Genomic DNA, 19,635 nt, shown 5'->3' with positions numbered 1-19,635 from the left:
CCCCTGCGGGAGGATCTTGACGAAAATACCCCCGGGGGGTATTTTCGAGACATGATCGACGACATCAAGAAACGGGCGCTGCACCGCTCGCGCATCCTGCAGGGCCAGCTGCGCGGTATCGAGAAGATGATCGAGAACGACGAGTACTGCGTCGACATCATCACGCAGTCGCTCGCCGTGCAGAAGAGCCTGCGCAGCCTCAACAAGCTGCTCGTCGAGAACCATCTCCGCACCCACGTGAGCGACATGTTCGAGGCCGGCGGAGACGAGCGAGAGAAGGCGATGGCCGAGCTGCTCGCCGTCTACGAGCTGCAGCAGAACCGCGGCAGCTGACGCGGACGACAGTGCCCCCGCGGGGCGCAATAATCAGCGCATGACATCGTCGTCGAAGCGCATCGTCGTGGCCATCAACCCCACCGCCTCGTTCGGCCGTGGGCGAGAGGTCGGCCCGGCCGTCGTCACGACCCTGCGCGGTCTCGGCCACGAGGTGACGAGCCTCACCGAACCCGACTTCGCGCAGCTGCTCGACGCCGCGCGCGCCGCGGTGCGCGAGAAGCCCGACGCCCTCGTCGTCGTCGGCGGCGACGGCATGGTCAATCTCGGGGTGCTCGCACTGGAGGGCTCGCGCGTGCCCCTGGGCCTCGTGCCGAGCGGCACCGGCAATGACATGGCCCGCGGCCTCGGCATCCCTGTCGGCGATACCGAGGCGGCGATCGAGCACCTCGCGGCGGCGCTGCAGCGGCCGGCGCGGGTCATCGACGCCGGGACGATCGGGTTCGCGGGCGGCCGCTCTCGCTTCGCGTGCATCCTGTCAGCCGGATTCGACGCCCTCGTCAACGAGCGCGCGAACCGCATGACGCGCCCGCGCGGGCGCAGCCGGTACACGATCGCCCTGCTCGTCGAGCTCGCCAAGCTGCGGCCCATCGACTACACGCTCACGCTCGACGGCGTCGTGCATCACGAACGCGCCCTGCTCGTCGCGGTCGCCAACAACCTCTCGTTCGGCGGGGGCATGAAGGTCGCGCCCGACGCGAGTCTCGACGACGGCCTCTTCGACGTCGTGCTCGTGCGCCCGCTCGGCCGTCTCGCCTTCCTGCGCATCTACCCGCGCGTCTTCGCGGGCACCCACATCACCGATCCGCGCGTCGTCGTGCACCGCGCTGCGGCGGTGCGCGTAGAGGCCGCGGGGGTCGTCGCCTACGCCGACGGTGAGCGCATCGCGCCGCTGCCGGTCGACATCGACATGGATGCGGGAGGCCTTCGCGTGCTCGCCTGAGCCGGCCGCGGCGGCCTCTCGAGGCGGCCCGGCCGCGCACCCGGCCCCGGTTTTGCCGGGGTGTGCCCGCTGTGGCATACTCGTGTGGTTGCGAACGCGGCCCCATCGTATAGCGGCCTAGTACGCCGCCCTCTCACGGCGGTAACGCGGGTTCGAATCCCGCTGGGGTCACAACCGAAACCGCCCGGATCATTCCGGGCGGTTTCGTTGGTTAACGCGCGACGCAGGGGACGAGCGCCGACGCTACGCTGTGCGCATGACCCGACTGCGCATCCTCGCCACCGCCGCCCTCGCCGTCGCCCTCCTCGCGGGCACGACCGCCTGCGCTCAGGTCTCCGAGGTGCTCAACCCCTCCACGGGTGAGGAGCTCGTCGGAACGACCTGGTCGGGCACCGATTCCGACGGCGACGAGTGGGGCATCGAGTTTCAGCAGGGCGGTGGCGTCGGTCTGACCTTCAACGATGGCGTGTACGACGATGACAGCGACGTCTGGAAGGTCGAGAACGGCACGATCGTCATCGGCATCGCCTTCGACACCGGCATCGCGACCCTCACCGGCCCCTACACGCGCGACGCGACGACGATCGAGCTCGAGGGCGAGCAGGACGAGTTCACCTGGACGTTGACCCTCGAGAAGGACTGACGCCGAGCTCGGAGCCGCGCGGCGGGAGGTAAGCTGGCCAGCTGAACCCTCGACCGAAAGGCTCTTGTGAGCGACTTCGTCATCCCCGCCTGGTTCGAGATCACCTCGCTCATCGTCCTGAGCCTGATCCTGATCTTCGACCTGCTGCTGGTCGTTCGGCGCCCGCACGTGCCGAGCCCGAAAGAGTCGGCGCTGTGGGTGGGCTTCTACGTGACCCTCGCCCTCATCTTCGCGGGCCTCATGTTCGCGGTCGCCGGCCCGGACGCGGGCGGCGAGTTCGTCGCGGGCTGGCTGACCGAGTACAGCCTCTCGATCGACAACCTCTTCGTGTTCGTCATCATCATGGCCCAGTTCGCGGTGCCCAAGAAGATGCAGCAGGAGGTGCTGATGATCGGCATCATCCTGGCCCTGCTGTTCCGCGGCGTCTTCATCCTGCTCGGCGCGACGCTCATCGAGAACTTCAGCTGGATCTTCTACATCTTCGGTCTCTTCCTGCTCATCACGGCCGCGCAGCAGGCCTTCTCGGGCCGCGAGGACGACGAGGCGCGCGAGAACGCGCTCATCCGGTTCCTGCGCAAGCGCATCGCCATCACCGACGACTACCACGGCATGAAGATGCGCACGGTGGTCGACGGCAAGAAGGTCTGGACCCCGCTGCTGATCGTGCTCATCGCCATCGGCACGACCGACCTGATCTTCGCCCTCGACTCGATCCCGGCGATCTTCGGCATCACCCAGAGCCCGTTCATCGTGTTCACGGCCAACGTCTTCGCCCTCATGGGTCTGCGCCAGCTGTACTTCCTGCTCGGCCACCTCGTCGACAAGCTCGAGTACCTGAAGTTCGGCATCGCCTTCATCCTCGCGTTCATCGGCGTCAAGCTCGTCTTCCACGCGATGCACGAGAACGAGCTGCCGTTCATCAACGGCGGCCAGCCGATCGAGTGGGTTCCCGACATCGACACCTGGACCTCGCTCGGAGTCATCATCGGGGCCATGGCGCTCGCGGTCGCCGCGAGCCTCATCAAGCTGCGCATCGAGCACCGCTACCTGCCGACGGCGCTCGCCATCCCGACCAACGACGACGAGGACGAGAACGCGGTGGCTTCCGAGCCCCCTGCCGCCCGGTGATAGCCTGAACCCCGTGCGGCACACAACGCGGCTCCTTCTTCGTCGCCGCGACGAGTCCTGATCACCCCAGGTCGCATCCTCGTCGCGGAGTTCTGGCGCGGCCGCTTCGCAATCCTTGCTAGAAGGGTGATTTCCCCATGACGAACCAATCTGCTGAGCACCGCCCCCGCACCCTGGCCGAGAAGGTCTGGGATGCGCATCTCGTCGCCAAGGGCGAGAACGGCGAGCCCGATCTGCTCTACATCGACCTGCACCTCGTGCACGAGGTGACGAGCCCGCAGGCCTTCGACGGGCTGCGGATGGCGGGCCGGCCCGTGCGCCGCCCCGACCTCACGATCGCAACCGAAGACCACAACACGCCGACCCTCGTGATCGACAAGCCCATCGCCGAACCGACGAGCCGCAAGCAGATCGAGACGCTGCGCGCCAACGCGAAAGAGTTCGGAATCCGCCTGCACTCGCTCGGCGACATCGAACAGGGCATCGTGCACGTCGTCGGCCCGCAGCTCGGCCTCACCCAGCCCGGCATCACGGTCGTGTGCGGCGACTCGCACACGAGCACGCATGGTGCGTTCGGGGCCATGGCCTTCGGCATCGGCACGAGCGAGGTCGAGCATGTGCTCGCCACCCAGACGCTGCCGCTGCAGCCCTTCAAGACCATGGCCATCACGGTCGAGGGCGAGCTCAAGCCGGGCGTCACCGCGAAAGACATCATCCTCGCCGTCATCGCGAAGATCGGCACGGGCGGGGGCCAGGGCTACGTGCTCGAGTACCGCGGCTCGGCCATCCGGGCGCTGTCGATGGATGGCCGCATGACGATCTGCAACATGTCGATCGAGGCGGGCGCGCGGGCCGGCATGGTCGCCCCCGACGAGACGACCTACGCCTACCTGCAGGGCCGGCCGCACGCACCCCAGGGTGCCGACTGGGATGCCGCGGTCGCCTACTGGAACACCCTCGCGACCGACGACGACGCCGTCTTCGACGCCGAGGTCTTCCTCGACGCCAACGAGCTCGAGCCCTTCGTCACGTGGGGCACGAACCCCGGCCAGGGCATCTCGCTCAGCCAGTCGGTGCCCGACCCGTCGACCATCATCGACGCGAACGAGCGGGCCGCCGCCGAGCGCGCGCTCGAGTACATGGACCTGACCCCCGGCACGCCGATGAAGCAGATCCCCGTCGACGTCGTCTTCATGGGCTCGTGCACGAACAGCCGCCTCGACGACCTGCGCGCCTTCGCCTCGATCATCAAGGGGCAGAAGAAGGCCGACGGGGTCGACGTCATCGTCGTGCCCGGGTCGGCACGCGTGCGCCTCGAGGCCGAGGCCGAGGGCATCGATAAGATCGTCGAGGCCTTCGGGGCCGAATGGCGATTCGCGGGATGCTCGATGTGCTTGGGCATGAACCCCGACCAGCTCGAGCCCGGCCAGCGCTGCGCCTCGACGAGCAACCGCAACTTCGAGGGCCGCCAGGGCAAGGGCGGGCGCACGCACCTCGTGTCGCCGCTCGTCGCGGCCTCCACGGCCATCCGCGGCACGCTCTCGAGCGTGAGCGACCTGATTGCTGACGGCGTTGCCGTCGACCCGCGCTTCGCGACGATCGAAGGGGCACAGGTCTAGCGATGGAAAAGGTCAGCACAATCACGGGCGTCGCGGTGCCGTTCCGCCGCAGCAACGTCGACACCGACCAGATCATCCCCGCGGTCTACCTCAAGCGGGTGACGAAGACGGGGTACGACGACGCGCTGTTCTCGGCGTGGCGGCAAGACCCCGAGTTCATCCTCAACCGTCCGGAGTACGCGCACCCGCGCATCCTCATCGCCGGCCCCGACTTCGGCACGGGCTCGAGTCGAGAGCACGCCGTCTGGGCGCTGCGCGACTTCGGCTTCGCCGCGGTCATCAGCCCCAAGTTCGCCGACATCTTCCGCGGCAACGCGGGCAAGCAGGGCCTGCTCGTCGGGGTCGTCGACGAGCCGACCGTCGAGCGGCTCTGGGCCGAGCTCGAGGCGAGCCCCGGCATGGAGGCCACGGTCGACCTCGTCGAGCGCACCGTCACGGTGGGGAATATCACCGTGCCGTTCGAGATTGACGACTACACGCGCTGGCGCCTGCTCGAGGGGCTCGATGACATCGGTCTGACCCTGCGCGACGAGCAGGCCATCACCGACTTCGAGGCCCGCCGGGAGTCCTGGCGCCCCACCACCCTTCCCGCCCGCTGAGGGCAGACCGACACCACCACCTGAGGTCGCATGAACTCGCTTTCGAAAGACTCGCAGAAGGCCGCCGCTCGCGTCGGCCTCACCTCCGACACCATCGTCATCCACGGCGGCAAGCCGCTGCACGGGCGGATCGAGGTGCGCGGGGCGAAGAACCTCGTGACGAAAGCGATGGTCGCCGCGCTTCTCGCCGACACCCCGAGCGTGCTCAAGGGCGTTCCCGAGATCAGCGACGTGCACGTCGTCACCGGCCTGCTGCGTGCCCACGGCGTCGAGATCACGAGCGAGGGCGAGGGCGTGCTGCGTCTCGACCCCAGCAACGTCGTCAGCGCGCACTTCGCCGAGATCGACGCGCACGCCGGGTCGAGCCGCATCCCGATCCTGTTCTGCGGCCCCCTGCTGCACCAGCTCGGCGAGGCCTTCATTCCCGACCTCGGCGGCTGCCGCATCGGTGATCGGCCTATCGACTTCCACCTCAACGCGCTGCGCGCCTTCGGGGCGATCGTCGAGAAGCGTCACGAGGGCATCCACCTCACGGCGCCCCAGAAGCTCAGGGGCGCGCTCATCGAGCTGCCGTTCCCGAGCGTCGGAGCCACCGAGCAGGTGCTGCTCACGGCCGTGCGGGCCGAGGGCACCACCGAGCTCAAGAACGCCGCGATCGAGCCCGAGATCATGGATCTCATCGCGATCCTGCAGAAGATGGGCGCGATCATCTCGGTCGAGCCCAACCGCGTCATCGTCATCGAGGGCGTCGAGACGCTGCGCGGCTACCAGCACACCGCGATCTTCGACCGCAATGAGGTGGCCAGCTGGGCGGCTGCGGCGCTCGCCACGAAGGGCGACATCACCGTGGGCGGGGCCGAGCAGCAAGAGCTCATGACCTTCCTCAACATCTACCGCAAGGTCGGCGGCGAGTTCGACGTGCTCGACGACGGCATCCGCTTCTGGCACCCCGGCACGCCGCTCAAGCCCGTCATGATCGAGACCGACGTGCACCCGGGCTTCATGACCGACTGGCAGCAGCCGCTCATCGTCGCCCTCACGCAGGCCGAGGGCGAATCGGTCGTGCACGAGACGGTGTACGAGAACCGCTTCGGCTTCACCGAGGCGCTCAACGAGATGGGCGCGAACATTGTCGTGCACCAGTCGGGGCTCGCCTCGATCACGCGCCGCGTGCCGCGCCGCCCGCTCGAGCAAGCCGCCGTCATCACGGGGCCCACGCCGCTGCACGGCGCATCCGTTCGCGTGCCCGACCTGCGCGGCGGCTTCAGCCACCTCATCGCGGGCCTCGCCGCGACGGGCACGTCGACGATCAGCAACGTCGGCATCATCAGCCGCGGCTACGAGCTGTTCATCGACAAGCTCACGGCGCTCGGCGCTGACTTCGAACTGGTCTAGGCCGTCGGGGTTCGACCCACGCACTACCCTGGAGGGCGTGCACGAACCTGCGAAGAAGCCGAAGCGCCGCCGCGAGAAGACCCTGCTGTGGCACGCCATCGCGGCCCTCTGCCTGCCGCTGCTGACCCTCATGGCGCGCTACCCCGTGATCGACGGGGAGAAGCTGCCGAAGACCGGCGCGTTCATCCTCGCCCCCAACCACTACAGCGAGATCGACCCCGTCATCATGGGCCGCTTCATGTGGAAGCTCGGTCGGGTGCCGCGGTTCCTCGCCAAGGCGAGCGTGTTCCGCGTGCCGGTGCTCGGTGCGGTGCTGCGCTGGTCGGGGCAGATCCCGGTCGAGCGCGAGGGGCGGGGGCGGTCGGATGCTCCGCTCAAGGCGGCGCAGCAGCTCGTCGACCAAGAGCTCGCGGTCATCATCTACCCCGAGGGCAGCCTCACGCGCGACCCCGACCTCTGGCCCATGCGCGGCAAGAGCGGAGCCGTGCGCATGGCTCTGCAGGCCGGCGTGCCCATCATCCCCGCCGCGCACTGGGGCACGCAGCACATCATGGCGCGCTACTCGAAGAAGATCAGCTTCTTCCCGCGCAAGACCATCACCTGCAAGATCGGCGACCCCGTCGACCTGAGCGACCTCGCCGGTCGGCCGCTCGACCAGGCGACCCTCAATGAGGGAACCGAGCGGGTCATGGCGGCGATCGCGGCGCTGCTCGGCGATCTGCGCGGCGAGACGCCGCCCGCCGAGCGCTGGGACCCGGTGAAGCACGGCCAGAGCGAGACCGGGCGACTGTGAGCGAGCATCCGCCGCTCACCGAAGCGGTGCGCCTGCCGTCGAGCGCCGTCGAGCACGGAGCCGCGCGCGTCGCCGTGCTCGGTGCCGGATCGTGGGGCACGACGTTCGCCAAGGTGCTCGCCGACGGCGGCGCCGACGTGCTCATCTGGGCTCGACGGCGCGAGGTCGCGCATGAGATCACCGAGACGCATCGCAATTCGGGGTACCTGCCCGGCATCAATCTGCCGCCCAACCTGCGCGGACACGACTCGCTCGAGCACGTGCTCGCGGGTGCCGAGCAGGTGTACCTCTCGGTGCCGAGCCAGAGCCTGCGCAGCAACCTCGCGTCGATCCGCGACATCCTGCCGCCCGAGGTGCCCGTCGTGAGCCTCATGAAGGGCGTCGAGCGCGGCACGGGGCTGCGCATGAGCGAAGTCATCGAGCAGGAGCTCGGCATCGACCGCGACCGCATCGCCGCGGTCAGCGGCCCCAACCTCGCCCTCGAGATCGCCAAGCGCGAGCCGACCGCGGCGGTCGTCGCGAGCGCGAGTCACGAGACCGCCGTCGCGGTGGCGACGGTCGCGTCGAACGACTACTTCCGTTCGTTCGTCAACACCGACGTCATCGGCACCGAGTTCGGCGGCGTGCTCAAGAACCTCATCGCCGTGGCCGTCGGCATCGCCGACGGCGTCGGCTACGGCGAGAACACCAAGGCGTCGATCATCACGCGCGGCCTCGTCGAGCTCAGCGCCTTCGCCGTCGCCTTCGGCGCGCGCCCCGAGACGATGATCGGCCTCGCGGGCCTCGGCGACCTCATCGCCACGTGCGAGTCGCCGCTGTCGCGCAACAACACGGCTGGGCGGCTGCTGGGTCAGGGCTACGGCTTCGAGCAGGTCATCGCGCAGATGAACCAGACGGCCGAGGGGCTCGCCTCGGTCGGGCCCATCCTCGAGCTCGCCGCGACGCGCGGCGTCTCGATGCCGATCGTGGCGCAAGTGGCGCGCGTGCTCGAGGGCACGCTCGACCCGCGCGAGCTCGCGCCGCACCTCGCGACCGACAGCGATGAGCCCCAGCCCGAGTGACGGCCCTCGATAGGCTGGTGCTGTGATCACCTCCCTCGCCGGCGGCCGCGTGCTGGCCGAGAAGCACGGCGCCACGCCTCCGCGGGTCGTCGCCCTGCACGGCTGGGGCCGCGACGGCACCGACTTTGCAACGGTGCTGAGCGGACTCGATGCGGTGAGCATCCACCTGCCCGGCCACGGGCCGGCGCCCGCACCCGACGAGGTCTGGGGCAGCGAGCAGTACGCCGAGCTCGTCGCCGAGGCGATCGCGGCCTTCGCGCCCGTCGTGATCGTCGCGCACTCTTTCGGCGGTCGCGTCGCGGTGCGCCTCGCGGCCGCGCGCCCCGAGCTCGTGCGCGGCCTCGTGCTCACGGGTGTGCCGCTCGTGCGCCTCACGGCCGCGGCGGCGCCGCCGCTCGGCTACCGTCTCGCCCGCTGGGCCAACCGCCGCGGTCTGCTGAGCGACGCGCGCATGGATGCCCTGCGCGACCAGCGCGGATCCTCCGACTACCGCGCAGCCCAGGGCGTCATGCGCGGCGTGCTCGTGCGTCTCGTGAACGAGACCTATGACGACGAGCTCGCGGCGCTTGCGGCGAGCACGCTGCCCATGAGTTTCGTGTGGGGTGAGCACGACACCGCCGCGCCGACCGACGCGGGTCGCGTTGCGGCCGAGCGTGCGGGTGCCCCCTTCCGCGTCGTGCCCGGCGAGCGTCACCTGCTCGAGGGCGACCTACAGCTCGCCGTGCGTGAAGAGCTGCTGGCCATGATCGCCACGACCGAGGAGCCCGTGTGATCGACCTGCTGCTGTACCCCGCGACGCTCGTATCGGTGCTCGTCGGCCTCGTGGCCGCCGTGCCGATCGCGGCCCGCTGGCTGCGCGTGGCGCAGCGCGAGCACTACGTTCCGGCCGCCGTCACCCGCATGGCGTGGCTCTGGGTCGCGCGCGAGCCGTTGACTGCCGTGCTGCTCGTGCTCGCTCTCGGCGCGACCTTCGCCGCCGTGCTCAGCGGCGTGCCGCCCCTCGGGCCGTACTGGGCGCTCGTCGCCATCGTCCTGCTGGCCGCGGTGCCGCTCGGCCTCCCCGTTCGCGGTCGCACGGCCCGCTTCGCGATCACGGGTCGGGTGAAGCGGCTCATGGTGTGCTGGATCGCCCTGCACGTCGGCGTGCTGCTCGTGTTCGTGTGGCTGCTCGACTTCGGTGCCGCGGCTGCCCCCGCGATCGTGCTGCTGCTGAGCGCCCCGCTCACCGACCTCGCGCTCGCGATCATGGCCCCGATCGAGAAGGCCGCTTCGCAGCGCTTCGTGACGCAGGCGCAGCAGCGTCTGACGCAGACGGGCGCGCGCGTCGTCGCGATCACGGGGTCGTACGGCAAGACGAGCACGAAGAACTACGTGGCCCACCTGCTGAGCGCGGCGTTCACGACCGTCGCGAGCCCCGCATCCTTCAACAACCGCTTGGGGCTCTCGCGGGCTGTCAACGACAAGCTCGTGCCCGGCACCGAGCTCTTCGTGGCCGAGATGGGCATGGCGGCGCCCGGCCAGATCGCCGAGCTCTGCCGGCAGTTCCCGCCGTCGATCGCCGCGATCACGGTCGTCGGTGAGGGGCACCTGCAGCGCATGCGCACGACCGACGCGATCCTGCGCGAGAAGTCGAGCATCACCGATCTCGCGCCTGTCGTCGTGCTGCCCATCGACGACCCGCGGCTCGCCGAGCTCGCCGACCGCTGCCGCGCCGCCGGCAAGACCGTGATCACCACCACGTGCCGCGCCGAGACGGACGCCGACGTCGCGCTCGTGCCGCCGAGCGACGCGGCGACGGATGCGGAGCACTGGTCGATCCGCCTCGGCACCGGTGCCGAGCCGGTGCCTGTGAGCATCGGCGGCGTGGAACATGCCGTGAATGTCGCAGTCGCCGCGGGTATTGCGCTCGCGGCCGGGGTGCCCGTGGCGGCGATCGCGGCCAGGCTGGGCGACCTGCCCGGCTCGCAGCACCGCGCCGAAGTGCAGCACGCTCCGAGTGGAGCGCTCGTGATCGACGACACCTACAACGCCAACCCCGTGGGCTCGCTGCGCGCCCTCGAGGGCGCGGCATCCCTCGCCGCCGAGCGCGGCGGGCCGCTCGTGGTCGTCACGCCCGGCATGGTCGAGCTCGGCCCCGTGCAGACCGAGCGCAACCGCGCGTTCGGGGCGGCGATCGGCGCGGCCAACGGCCTGCTCTTCGCGGTGGCCCGCACCAACCGTGCCGCGCTACTGGCCGGCTACGCGAGCACGGCCACGAGCGAGGCGCCGGGGGCGATCGCCGTCGACCGCCGCGAGGCCGCCGTGGCGCGCGCGGTCGAGGCGGCGGGCGACCGGGGCGTTATCCTCTACGAGAACGATCTGCCCGACCACTACCCCTGATCGGCCGCGTGGGCAGAAGCCTGACTTCCGCGGCCCACGAGCAACTGAGGTGACCATGGCGGGTACCGCCCCCTGGGCCGTCGTCTTCGGCGGACCGAGCCCCGAGCACGAGATCTCGATCCTGACGGGCCTGCAGGCCGAGCGGGTGCTGACGGCCGCCGGCCACAGCGTCGTGCCGATCTACTGGTCGCCGACGGGGGAGTGGTTCCGCGTTCCCGACGCCACAGAGGCGAAGGACTACCTCGAGGGTGCGCCGCGCGACTCGGTCGTGCTCGAGGCCCGTGTGTCGGGCGAGCCCGGCCTGTACCGCCGCAAGAAGTTCGGGGCCGAGCGCCTCGAGATCCAGGCGGCTCTGCTCTGCCTCCACGGCGGCGTCGGCGAGGGCGGCGGTGCGGCCGCGGTGTTCTCGCTGCTGGGCATCCCCGCCACCGGGTCGACGCTCTTCGCCGGCGCGGTGGGCATGGACAAGCTCGCGTTCGGCGGCCTCATGCACGCCGCAGGCATCCCGAGCCTGCCGCGCGAAGCGGTGTCGACGATCGTCGAGCCGAGCTTCGCGGGCCCGTACATCGTCAAGCCGCGCTTCGGCGGCTCGTCGATCGGCATCGAGATCGCCGACGACATCGACGCGGCGCGCGCGCTCGCCGCCACGAGCGTGCACCTGCGCACGGGCGCCGTGCTCGAGCCGTACCGCCCCGAGCTCGTCGACCTCAACATCGCCTTCCGCACGCACCCGAGCCTCGAGATCACGCAGCTCGAGAAGCCGCTGCGCGGCGAGGCCGGCAGCGCGCTCTACTCCTACGCCGAGAAGTACCTGGCTGGTGGGGCGGGGTCGGATGCGGGGCTCACGAGCGCCCCCCGCGAGTTCCCGGCCCTCGTGCCCGAGGCCGTGCACGCGCAGGCCCGCGCGCTCGCCGAGCGCGTCGCCGAGGTCACGCGCCTCACGAGCATCGTGCGCGTCGACCTGCTGCTCGACGAGGCGACCGGTGAGCTCTTCGTCAACGAGGTCAATTCGATCCCCGGCGCGCTCTCGCTCTACCTGTGGGCTCCGCAGCGGCCGGCCGCGACCGTGCTGCTCGACGCGCTCACCGAGGCGCGCGACCGCCGCGTCGTGTTCCCGCAGGCCGGGTTCGGGGGCGGAGCCGCGCTGCGGGCCGCGGGCGGCATCGCCGGCAAGCTCGTCGGGCTCGACGGCCCGCGCGCCTAGGCGCTACGGCGTCGGCGTCGGGGTGGGCTCGGCCGTGGGGCTCACCGACCCGCCGCCGAAGACGTCGGTCGCCGCGAGGCACCGGGCGGTGGCCGTGGTTTTCGCGGCGATGAATGGGCTTAACTCGCGCACCGCGTCGGCCCCCGCAATGTAGGTCACATCGACGATGATCTCGGTGACCGGGGTGCGAGCGTAGGTCGTGAAGACGTAGCGCGGAGCATTCGACTCGTCGAGCAGCCAGTCGACGCCGTCAACGTCAAAGCAGGGCAGATCGCTCGGCCCTTGCTCGGGTAACCCGCAGCGGTAGATGACCGCCGTCGGGTCACCCCAGGCGGCCGTGGACTGTGCGTTCGTCGAGCGCCGCGCGAGGGCCACGGTGCCGACCGTGTCGGGCAGACTCACCATGACTTCCGCGCACGCGAGCGCGTTCGATTCGGGGCCCGGCTCGAGAGCGACCGTGCCGGCGCATCCCGTCACGCCGAGAACCGCCGTCGCGAGCAGCGCGGCGGATGCCCGGCGGGCGCGCGGAGGAGCGGTGCGTGTCGACATCGTCTCCACGCTATCGCGGCACAGGTGGGCGTCGGCTTCGAGCCCGCCGCCTACATCGCCTGATCGGTCGCCGACAGCAGCAGCGACAGGAGCATGAACCCGATGAAGACAAGGATGATGACCAGGATCACGCTGAGGAACGACAGCACCCCGCCGATACCGATGATCATGCCGACGCGGGAGCCCGGGCTCATGTGCGAGAGCGGCCGCACCATGGCGCGCCAGACGACCATGTGGAGGCCGAGCACGAGCAGCGTCGGGCCGATGAATGTCAGCAGCAGACCGGCGAACTCGCTCAGGGGGTCGATGCCGAAGCCGCCGGTGACGGTGTAGATCACGAGCGCCACGATGCTGAGGGCCAGGCCCGCGAGCGGCAGCACGATCGCGAGGAGCCTGAGCGTGCGCCGGGCGCGCGTGACCGCTGGCGAGTCGCCGTGCGGCGCCGGAGCGACAGCCGGGGCGACGGCGGCGTCGGAGGCAAGAGCATCAGACGGGGTGCCGAAGAGCTGGTCGACGCCGTCGGCCGGGCCGTACGGCGAGGCGGGCGGGGGTTCGGGAGCTTCGTCGGGCCGCGGAGCATCAGTCATTCGTACACTGTACCAGCGGAGTGAAGAGCGACTAGCGTTGTGGCGTGATCAACCAGGGGAATGGGAGCGACACGCTCGGTGCGGTCGGCGAGCTCGCGGCGCTCGCGCGCATCATCCCGCTGCTGCCGGAGAGCGAGTCGACGATCCTCGGCCCCGGCGACGATGCGGCCGTGCTCGCGGCGCCTGACGGCCGCTACGTCGTGACGACCGACATGATGATTCACGGCCCCGACTTTCGCACCGCGTGGTCGACCATGCACGACCTCGGGTTCAAGGCCGCGGCGACGAACCTCAGCGACGTTGCGGCGATGGGCGCGCGGCCCACGGCGCTCGTCGTGGCGCTCGCCGCGCCCGCCGAGACGCCGGTCGCCGAGCTCGAGGCCTTGGCCGAAGGGCTGCGCGATGCGTGCGAGGCGCTTGCGCCCGGCTGCGGGGTTGTGGGCGGTGACTTGAGCGTGTCGAGCGTGCTGACGATCGCCGTCACGGCGTTCGGTGACCTCGACGACCGTGAGCCCGTGACACGTGCGGGCGCGCGGCCGGGCGACTGGATCGCGGTCTCCGGCTCGCTGGGCCTCGCGGCCGACGGGCTGCGGATTCTCTTCGAGCACGGGGTCGACGCGACGGGGGCTCCGGATGCTGCGGCAGCGGCTCGACTGCGCGCCGAGCATCCCGTGCCCCTCGCCGCCCAGCTCACGCCGCATCCGCCGATCGCGGACGGCGTGGCCGCCGCCCTCGGCGGAGCCTCCGCCATGCTCGACCTCAGCGACGGTCTCGCCCTCGACGCCCGCCGCATCGCCCGCGCGAGCGGGGTCAGCCTCGACCTCTCGAGTGAGCAGGTGCGCGAGGTCGCGCTCGCGCACGGCCTCGACCCCGCCGCGCCCGCGTCGCTCGCGCTCACCGGGGGAGAAGACCACTCTCTGCTGGCAACCTTCCCGCCCGATGTGGCGCCGCCGCTGGATGCTCTTCCCGGCGGCTTCCGCGTCATCGGCCGGGTCGCCGCGGCCGATCGTCATGGGCCCGCGCTGCTCGTCGACGGGCGGGTGTTCGACGAGCGCGGCGGATGGGACCCGTTCGCCGAGTGGAGCGGGCAGGCCGGGTGAGCACGGCGACGACCCCGGGGTACGGGTCGTTGCGGCGATAACCTGGCGTCATGAGCATCGGATGGGTTGAACGAGAGTTTGACCGCCGCGCGTCGACCTACGACCAGAGTTCCTTCCACGTGTCACTTGCGGAAGCCGCCGCGCGGTTTGCTGCTCCGACGGTCAAAGACGCAGTGCTGGATGTCGCCACGGGCACAGGTCTTGTCTTGCGCAGCTTGCAGACACTGCCTGCTGCCCACCTGACGGGCATCGACGTGTCCTCGGCCATGTTGGATGTTGCACGCTCCTCGTTGCCAGGTGCGCGCTTCCTTCAAGCGAGTGCAAGCCGCTTGCCTTTCGGGCCAGGCGAATTCGACGTCATTACCTGCGTTTCCGCAATGCCCTACCTTGACGATCCGGTCGAGGCTGTTCGGGAGTGGCAGCGAGTGCTTGTGCGCGATGGGCGGATTGTCATTTCTGTCTTCACGCCTGACGGACTGACCGGGCCAACGTTGCTTCGCCGTGCCGCCCGTCAACACGGCCTGATGGTGGACGATCCGAACGAATCGACGTCGACCGTCGACGCGTGGCGCGAGATCGCCGCAAAGGTCGGTATGCGCGTGGTTCGCACCGAGTCCTGGACGTTGGCCTTGCCGAGCGCGACCGTTGAGTCGCTACTCAAGCCGCAGTACCCCTTTGGCGTCCGAAACGACCTCCGCGACGCGACCTCAGATGACTTGGCTCTCGTTCGTGTTTCATTGGGGGAACTGATCGCTACAACAGACACGTGGGAGGCATCCGTCTTGCTGCTGGAACTTCGCGAGGACGGGTAAGCCTTCGCCGGGCAGTGATTGACCAAGTGATCACTTCTTTGCTGTACATCTAGAAGATCCATTTGTACAATTGAGCAATGAACCCCCTCAGCGTCGCCGACGCCCGCAAGCATTTTTCCGAGGTGATCGACCGCTCGCAAACGGAGGCCGTGTTCATTGAGCGCCGTGGACAACGCGCTGCAGTCGTCATCAGTCCCGGGCAGTATGAGCGCATGCTCGATGCCCTGGAAGAAGCCGAAGACGCCACGGCGTTCGACGTGGCGATGGCTGAGGAAGGGTCGAACGTGCCTTGGGCACAAGTGAAGGCCGACCTGGGCTGGGCGTGAGCTATCGCATCGAGCTGCGACCGGCGGCGATCCGCGCCCTCAAGCAGATCGACCACCGCGACCGCGAACGCATTCGCGGGGCGATCGCGCTGCTCGGCGACGACCCGAGGCCACCGGCCGCGAAGCCTCTGCGCGGGCGGCCCGCCTGGCGCGTGCGCGTGGGCGACTATCGCATCATCTACACGATCGACGACGGAGTGCTGCTGATCGTCGTCGTGACGCTCGGCCACCGCCGCGAGGTTTACGAGCGCTGACTAGCCAGACCGTGAATCAGGGGTTTCCGGGTCGAGCCAGTACACCGCGGTCTCGCCGTAGCGCGACACCTTGTCGAGCGCGAGCCCGGCGGGCCAGGCGGGAGCCGGGGTGCGCGATGAGCGCTCGAGCGCGACGACAGCATCCGGAGCCAATCGCGGCACGAGGCCCTCAAGCACGTGGTCGAGCTCAAGCCCGCCCACCTCGTAGGGCGGGTCGATGAAGACGAGGTCGAAGGTGTCGAGCGCCGACGACAGGTACGAGGTCGCGGGCTTTCCGATGATCTGGATGCTCGGCCGCTCGCCGCGCCCCGCCCGACCAGCCACAAGCGCAGCATTGGCCTTGCACACCTGCACAGCCGCGAACGACTTCTCGACGAGCACGGCCGAGGCGGCGCCGCGGCTGATGGCTTCGAGCGCGAGGGCGCCTGAGCCGGCGTAGAGGTCGAGCACGCGCATCCCGTCGATCGCGTCGCGCGCCTCTAGGGCGCTGAAGATCGCTTCGCGAACGCGGTCGCTCGTCGGCCGGGTGCCGGCGCTCGGCACCTTCAGCGTCAGCGAGCCCGCGAACCCGGCGATGATGCGTGTCACGGGGACAACGCTACTGCGCCCCGCCGTCTGCACTCCGTGGGCTGCCGGCGCCGAATGCGCGTGCGGCTCGCGACAAGGCCGAGTCGTCTCCAGATTCCGCAGGCACCGATGCCGATACCGACCTCGATCGGTCCCGAATAGGGGTGCGGCGTGTGACGTGCTGCAATTCGGGACCGATCGGTGCGCTCGACAACGACGACGACGACGATCGGTCACTCGTTGCGGACTGTCCCGCGAGACTTCGCAACGAGTGACCGATGGATGGCCAGAAGCGCGGCAGCACTCTGCGCGACAGCCCTCGAGCGAGTCGGCCCAGCCGAGTAGGCGCCGTCGCGCCCGGCCGTGACGGTCGGGCGGCGCGAGTAGCGTTGACACCGTGACCAGCCCGCTCGACGCCAAGCTCAGCAGTGCGCTGGGCGACCGCAGCGCGAACTCGCTGAAGAAGGCGTTCGGGATGCTCACCGTCGGTGATCTGCTGACCCACTATCCCCGGCGCTACGCCCGCCGGGGTGAGCTCACGGCGCTGAGCGAGCTCGTCGTCGGGGAGAGCGTGACGATCGTGGCCGAGGTCATCGAGGTCGTCGAGCGGTCGATGCGCGAGCGCAAGGGCACGATCCTTGAGGTGCGCATCACCGATGGCAAGGGCATCCTCGTGCTCACGTTCTTCAACCAGGTGTGGCGCAAGAACGAGCTGACGCCCGGCGCGCGCGGCATCTTCGCGGGCAAGGTCGGCGAGTACCGCGGCGTGCGGCAGCTCGCCCACCCCGACTACGAGCTGTTCGAGGCCGGCGACGCACGCGATGCGGGGCCGGAGGCGACGAAGTGGGCGATGCAGCCCATTCCGATCTACCCGGCCACGTCGACCGTGGCCAGCTGGCAGATCGCCAAAGCCCTCGGTGTCGTGCTCGACACCCTGCCGCCCGTCGACGACCCGGTGCCGCACAACGTGCGCGTCGACCGCGAGCTGCTCGACCTGGGGCAGGCGTACCAGTTCATCCACCGGCCCGAGAACGACGGGCAGTGGCGCCGCGCGCGCGACACCCTGCGCTTCCACGAGGCGTTCCTGCTGCAGGCCGCCCTGCTGCAGCGCCGGGCCGCCCTGCGCGAGCAGCCCGCGACCCCGCGGCGGCCGGGCGCGGAGCTCGCGGGCTTCGACGCCCAACTGCCGTGGAAACTCACCGACGACCAGGTGCTCGTGGGCGACGAGATCGCGCGCGACCTCGCCTCCGATGCCCCCATGAACCGGCTCGTGCAGGGTGAGGTCGGCTCGGGAAAGACACTCGTCGCGGTGCGGGCGATGCTCACGGTGGCCGAGAGCGGCGGGCAGAGCGCCCTGCTCGCCCCCACCGAGGTGCTCGCCGCGCAGCACGTGCGGTCGATCGTGCACACTCTCGGCCCTGACCGCGCGGCCCGCCTGCGCCCCGTGCTCCTCACCGGGCAGCTCAGTCAGCCCGAGCGGCGCAAGGCACTGCTGGCGATCGCGAGCGGAGCATCCCGCATCGTCATCGGCACCCACGCCCTCCTGGGCGACACCGTGCAGTTCGCCGATCTGGGCCTCGTTGTCGTCGACGAGCAGCACCGGTTCGGCGTCGAGCAGCGCGAGACCCTGCGCCGCAAGGGTGCCGTGCCGCCGCACGTGCTCGTGCTCACCGCCACCCCGATTCCCCGCACGGTCGCGATGACCGTGTTCGGCGACCTTGATGTGTCGACGATCGCGATGCTGCCAGCCGGGCGCATCCCGATCGTCAGCCACGTCGTGCCGCTCGCCGACAAGCCCGGCTGGTGGAACCGCGTCTGGGCGCGCCTCGGCGAAGAGCTCGAGCAGGGCCGGCAGGGCTTCGTGGTCGTGCCCGCGATCGATGCCGCGACGCCGGAGGACGACCCTGACGCGCTCGCCGACGATCCCGCCGACGGCTCCGCCGACCACGCGGATGCCGTGGCGCGCCCCCCGGCGACCGTCGCCGAGCTGACGCCCCTGCTGCGATCGCACCCCGCGCTCGCCGGGCGGCGGGTCGAGCCGTTGCACGGCCGCATGTCGACTGACGAGAAAGACGCGACCATGCAGGCCTTTGCGCGCGGCGAGATCGACGTGCTCGTCGCGACGACCGTCATCGAGGTCGGCGTCGACGTGCCGAACGCCTCGACCATGGTCGTCGCCGACGCGGACCGGTTCGGCGTGAGCCAGTTGCACCAGTTGCGCGGCCGCGTCGGCCGCGGTGGCGTGCCCGGGCTATGCCTCTTCGTGACCGCCGCGCAGCAGGGCAGCCTGGCGCGCGAGCGCGTCGAAGCGGTCGCTGCAACCCTCGACGGCTTCGAGCTCGCGCAGGTCGACCTCGAGCTGCGGCGCGAGGGCGACGTGCTCGGCGCGAACCAGAGCGGCGGGCGCTCGAGTCTGCGGCTGCTGCGGGTCGCCACCGACGGCGACCTCATCCTCGACGCGCGCGAGGCGGCGGCCGGGGTGCTGGGCGGCGATGCGGCTCTGCGCGAGCATCCCGCGCTGAAAGCGGCCCTCGCGCGCCGCCTCGATGAGTCGGCGCGAGACTTCCTGGCCAAGAACTAGTGGGCCCGATTCGACCGTGGCACGCCGGCCGGGGGAGGATGGGGCTATGAGAGTCATCTCGTACAACCTGCGCAAGCACGCCGCCCGTGGTGAGCTCGAGCAGCTCGTCGAGACGCACACGCCCAACCTGCTGTGCCTGCAAGAGGTCGACACCGACGACCTCCCGCGCGAGCTCGGCCCACTCCAACTCGCCGACGCGACGCGACTCAACCGGCTCGGCCTCGCGATCTTCTACAACCAGGAACGCTTCGAGGCGCTCAGCACCAAGGCCTTCGCGCTCAAGCGCTCGCTGCACGACATCATCGCCAAGCCCGCGCACGAGCGGCTGCTCGGCAGTCACCTCATCGACCGGAAGCACGACCGCGAGCTCGTCATCGGCTGCTTCCACGCGGCACCGCTGACGGCGCTCAACTCGCTGCGGCGCACGCAGATTCGAGCGGCACACGTCGCGCTCGACAGCTTCGGGCCGACCCTGCCGACGCTCATGGTGGGCGACTTCAACTACCCCGTGTTCAAGGACCACCTGTCGACGAGCGTGCAGGAGACGGGGCACGAGGTGACGCTGAGCGACGCGCGCACCTACACGCGCTACAAGTTCTTCCGCGGCCACTTCGACTTCGCCACGTCGATCGGTCTGTCGATCACCCGCGTGACGACGCTTCCGCAGGGGCAGTCCGATCACCTGCCGATCCTGGTGACCGCCGATTACGCCGCGCCGCTCGACGAGGGCGATGCCGACACAGTGGCATGACTGCGGCTCGA

21 protein-coding genes and 1 tRNA gene are annotated in these 19,635 nt (G+C 70.1%); 19 read left to right on the top strand and 3 right to left on the bottom strand.

From position 1 onward, the window contains the following. Positions 1-51 precede the first annotated feature (51 nt). The 13 genes from NNL39_RS01655 (at position 52) to NNL39_RS01595 (ending at position 12,097) form a co-directional block, all read left to right on the top strand. Complete coding sequence (locus NNL39_RS01655; RefSeq protein WP_047566081.1) at positions 52-333, top strand: metal-sensitive transcriptional regulator; 282 nt, start codon at positions 52-54, stop codon at positions 331-333. Positions 334-373: 40 nt separating this feature from the next. Further along, positions 374-1,276, top strand: coding sequence for a diacylglycerol/lipid kinase family protein (locus NNL39_RS01650; RefSeq protein WP_255159975.1), 903 nt, complete (start codon positions 374-376; stop codon positions 1,274-1,276). 98 nt (positions 1,277-1,374) lie between these two features. Further along, a tRNA-Glu gene (locus NNL39_RS01645) sits at positions 1,375-1,447 on the top strand. An 85-nt stretch (positions 1,448-1,532) separates the two neighbouring features. Then, positions 1,533-1,919 carry a hypothetical protein gene (locus NNL39_RS01640; protein ID WP_255159974.1) on the top strand — a complete coding sequence of 129 codons (387 nt, stop codon included), beginning with the start codon at positions 1,533-1,535 and terminating at the stop codon, positions 1,917-1,919. Between the two features lie 66 nt (positions 1,920-1,985). Next, entirely contained in the window at positions 1,986-3,047 is a 1,062-nt protein-coding gene (locus NNL39_RS01635) for a TerC family protein (RefSeq protein ID WP_255159973.1), read from the top strand. A gap of 137 nt (positions 3,048-3,184) precedes the next feature. Continuing rightward, entirely contained in the window at positions 3,185-4,666 is a 1,482-nt protein-coding gene (gene leuC / locus NNL39_RS01630; RefSeq protein WP_255159972.1) for a 3-isopropylmalate dehydratase large subunit, read from the top strand. 2 nt (positions 4,667-4,668) lie between these two features. Further along, positions 4,669-5,265 (top strand): 3-isopropylmalate dehydratase small subunit, encoded by a 597-nt coding sequence (gene leuD / locus NNL39_RS01625; RefSeq protein WP_255159971.1) that lies wholly within the window; start codon positions 4,669-4,671, stop codon positions 5,263-5,265. Positions 5,266-5,295: 30 nt separating this feature from the next. Then, positions 5,296-6,660: a UDP-N-acetylglucosamine 1-carboxyvinyltransferase gene (gene murA / locus NNL39_RS01620; protein ID WP_255159970.1), complete on the top strand. Its 1,365-nt coding sequence runs from the start codon at positions 5,296-5,298 to the stop codon at positions 6,658-6,660. Between the two features lie 37 nt (positions 6,661-6,697). Then, entirely contained in the window at positions 6,698-7,453 is a 756-nt protein-coding gene (locus tag NNL39_RS01615) for a lysophospholipid acyltransferase family protein (protein ID WP_407665133.1), read from the top strand. A gap of 32 nt (positions 7,454-7,485) precedes the next feature. Continuing rightward, complete coding sequence (locus NNL39_RS01610; RefSeq protein ID WP_407665159.1) at positions 7,486-8,514, top strand: NAD(P)H-dependent glycerol-3-phosphate dehydrogenase; 1,029 nt, start codon at positions 7,486-7,488, stop codon at positions 8,512-8,514. 22 nt (positions 8,515-8,536) lie between these two features. Beyond that, the gene (locus NNL39_RS01605) at positions 8,537-9,286 is read left to right on the top strand and encodes an alpha/beta fold hydrolase (protein WP_322972922.1); all 750 of its coding nucleotides are present in this window, start codon (positions 8,537-8,539) and stop codon (positions 9,284-9,286) included. Next, a complete protein-coding gene (locus NNL39_RS01600) occupies positions 9,283-10,893 on the top strand; it encodes a Mur ligase family protein (RefSeq protein WP_255159969.1) in 1,611 nt (536 codons plus the stop codon). The genes NNL39_RS01605 and NNL39_RS01600 overlap by 4 nt, the downstream gene beginning before the upstream one ends. A gap of 55 nt (positions 10,894-10,948) precedes the next feature. Continuing rightward, the gene (locus NNL39_RS01595; protein ID WP_255159968.1) at positions 10,949-12,097 is read left to right on the top strand and encodes a D-alanine--D-alanine ligase family protein; all 1,149 of its coding nucleotides are present in this window, start codon (positions 10,949-10,951) and stop codon (positions 12,095-12,097) included. A gap of 3 nt (positions 12,098-12,100) precedes the next feature. Here NNL39_RS01595 and NNL39_RS01590 read toward each other — a convergent pair whose 3' ends face one another. Next, on the bottom strand, positions 12,101-12,646 hold the full coding sequence (locus NNL39_RS01590; protein WP_255159967.1) for a DUF3515 family protein: 546 nt from the start codon (positions 12,644-12,646) through the stop codon (positions 12,101-12,103). Positions 12,647-12,696: 50 nt separating this feature from the next. Beyond that, entirely contained in the window at positions 12,697-13,233 is a 537-nt protein-coding gene (locus NNL39_RS01585) for a hypothetical protein (protein ID WP_255159966.1), read from the bottom strand. 44 nt (positions 13,234-13,277) lie between these two features. Here NNL39_RS01585 and thiL point away from each other — a divergent pair, with 44 nt between their 5' ends. The 4 genes from thiL (at position 13,278) to NNL39_RS01565 (ending at position 15,725) form a co-directional block, all read left to right on the top strand. Next, the gene (gene thiL, locus NNL39_RS01580) at positions 13,278-14,333 is read left to right on the top strand and encodes a thiamine-phosphate kinase (protein ID WP_255159965.1); all 1,056 of its coding nucleotides are present in this window, start codon (positions 13,278-13,280) and stop codon (positions 14,331-14,333) included. A 50-nt stretch (positions 14,334-14,383) separates the two neighbouring features. Next, positions 14,384-15,145: a class I SAM-dependent methyltransferase gene (locus NNL39_RS01575; RefSeq protein WP_255159964.1), complete on the top strand. Its 762-nt coding sequence runs from the start codon at positions 14,384-14,386 to the stop codon at positions 15,143-15,145. A gap of 77 nt (positions 15,146-15,222) precedes the next feature. Further along, complete coding sequence (locus NNL39_RS01570; RefSeq protein ID WP_255159963.1) at positions 15,223-15,471, top strand: type II toxin-antitoxin system Phd/YefM family antitoxin; 249 nt, start codon at positions 15,223-15,225, stop codon at positions 15,469-15,471. Next, complete coding sequence (locus tag NNL39_RS01565; RefSeq protein ID WP_255159962.1) at positions 15,468-15,725, top strand: type II toxin-antitoxin system RelE family toxin; 258 nt, start codon at positions 15,468-15,470, stop codon at positions 15,723-15,725. The genes NNL39_RS01570 and NNL39_RS01565 overlap by 4 nt, the downstream gene beginning before the upstream one ends. Here NNL39_RS01565 and rsmD read toward each other — a convergent pair whose 3' ends face one another. After that, positions 15,726-16,313: a 16S rRNA (guanine(966)-N(2))-methyltransferase RsmD gene (gene rsmD / locus NNL39_RS01560; RefSeq protein WP_255159961.1), complete on the bottom strand. Its 588-nt coding sequence runs from the start codon at positions 16,311-16,313 to the stop codon at positions 15,726-15,728. It lies immediately after the preceding gene. Positions 16,314-16,689: 376 nt separating this feature from the next. Between rsmD and NNL39_RS01555 the strand changes: the two genes are divergently transcribed. Together NNL39_RS01555 and NNL39_RS01550 are read left to right on the top strand one after the other, a co-directional pair. After that, a complete protein-coding gene (locus NNL39_RS01555) occupies positions 16,690-18,873 on the top strand; it encodes an ATP-dependent DNA helicase RecG (protein ID WP_255159960.1) in 2,184 nt (727 codons plus the stop codon). 46 nt (positions 18,874-18,919) lie between these two features. Beyond that, positions 18,920-19,624, top strand: a complete 705-nt coding sequence (locus NNL39_RS01550) for an endonuclease/exonuclease/phosphatase family protein (protein WP_255159959.1) — start codon at positions 18,920-18,922, stop codon at positions 19,622-19,624. The last annotated feature ends 11 nt before the right edge of the window (positions 19,625-19,635 follow it).

The sequence above is a fragment of the Microcella humidisoli genome, assembly GCF_024362325.1.
Taxonomy (GTDB): domain Bacteria; phylum Actinomycetota; class Actinomycetes; order Actinomycetales; family Microbacteriaceae; genus Microcella; species Microcella humidisoli.
Note: the sequence above shows the minus strand (reverse complement) of the source record. Positions and strands in the feature narration are given on the sequence as shown.

Coding starts and splice junctions, on each gene's coding strand:
- NNL39_RS01595 (WP_255159968.1), top strand. CDS start 10,949: ATGGCGGGTACCGCCCCCTGGGCCGTCGTCTTCGGCGGACCGAGCCCC.
- murA (WP_255159970.1), top strand. CDS start 5,296: ATGAACTCGCTTTCGAAAGACTCGCAGAAGGCCGCCGCTCGCGTCGGC.
- NNL39_RS01585 (WP_255159966.1), bottom strand. CDS start 13,233: ATGACTGATGCTCCGCGGCCCGACGAAGCTCCCGAACCCCCGCCCGCC.
- NNL39_RS01590 (WP_255159967.1), bottom strand. CDS start 12,646: ATGTCGACACGCACCGCTCCTCCGCGCGCCCGCCGGGCATCCGCCGCG.
- NNL39_RS01570 (WP_255159963.1), top strand. CDS start 15,223: ATGAACCCCCTCAGCGTCGCCGACGCCCGCAAGCATTTTTCCGAGGTG.
- leuC (WP_255159972.1), top strand. CDS start 3,185: ATGACGAACCAATCTGCTGAGCACCGCCCCCGCACCCTGGCCGAGAAG.
- NNL39_RS01655 (WP_047566081.1), top strand. CDS start 52: ATGATCGACGACATCAAGAAACGGGCGCTGCACCGCTCGCGCATCCTG.
- NNL39_RS01575 (WP_255159964.1), top strand. CDS start 14,384: ATGAGCATCGGATGGGTTGAACGAGAGTTTGACCGCCGCGCGTCGACC.
- NNL39_RS01550 (WP_255159959.1), top strand. CDS start 18,920: ATGAGAGTCATCTCGTACAACCTGCGCAAGCACGCCGCCCGTGGTGAG.
- leuD (WP_255159971.1), top strand. CDS start 4,669: ATGGAAAAGGTCAGCACAATCACGGGCGTCGCGGTGCCGTTCCGCCGC.
- NNL39_RS01640 (WP_255159974.1), top strand. CDS start 1,533: ATGACCCGACTGCGCATCCTCGCCACCGCCGCCCTCGCCGTCGCCCTC.
- NNL39_RS01650 (WP_255159975.1), top strand. CDS start 374: ATGACATCGTCGTCGAAGCGCATCGTCGTGGCCATCAACCCCACCGCC.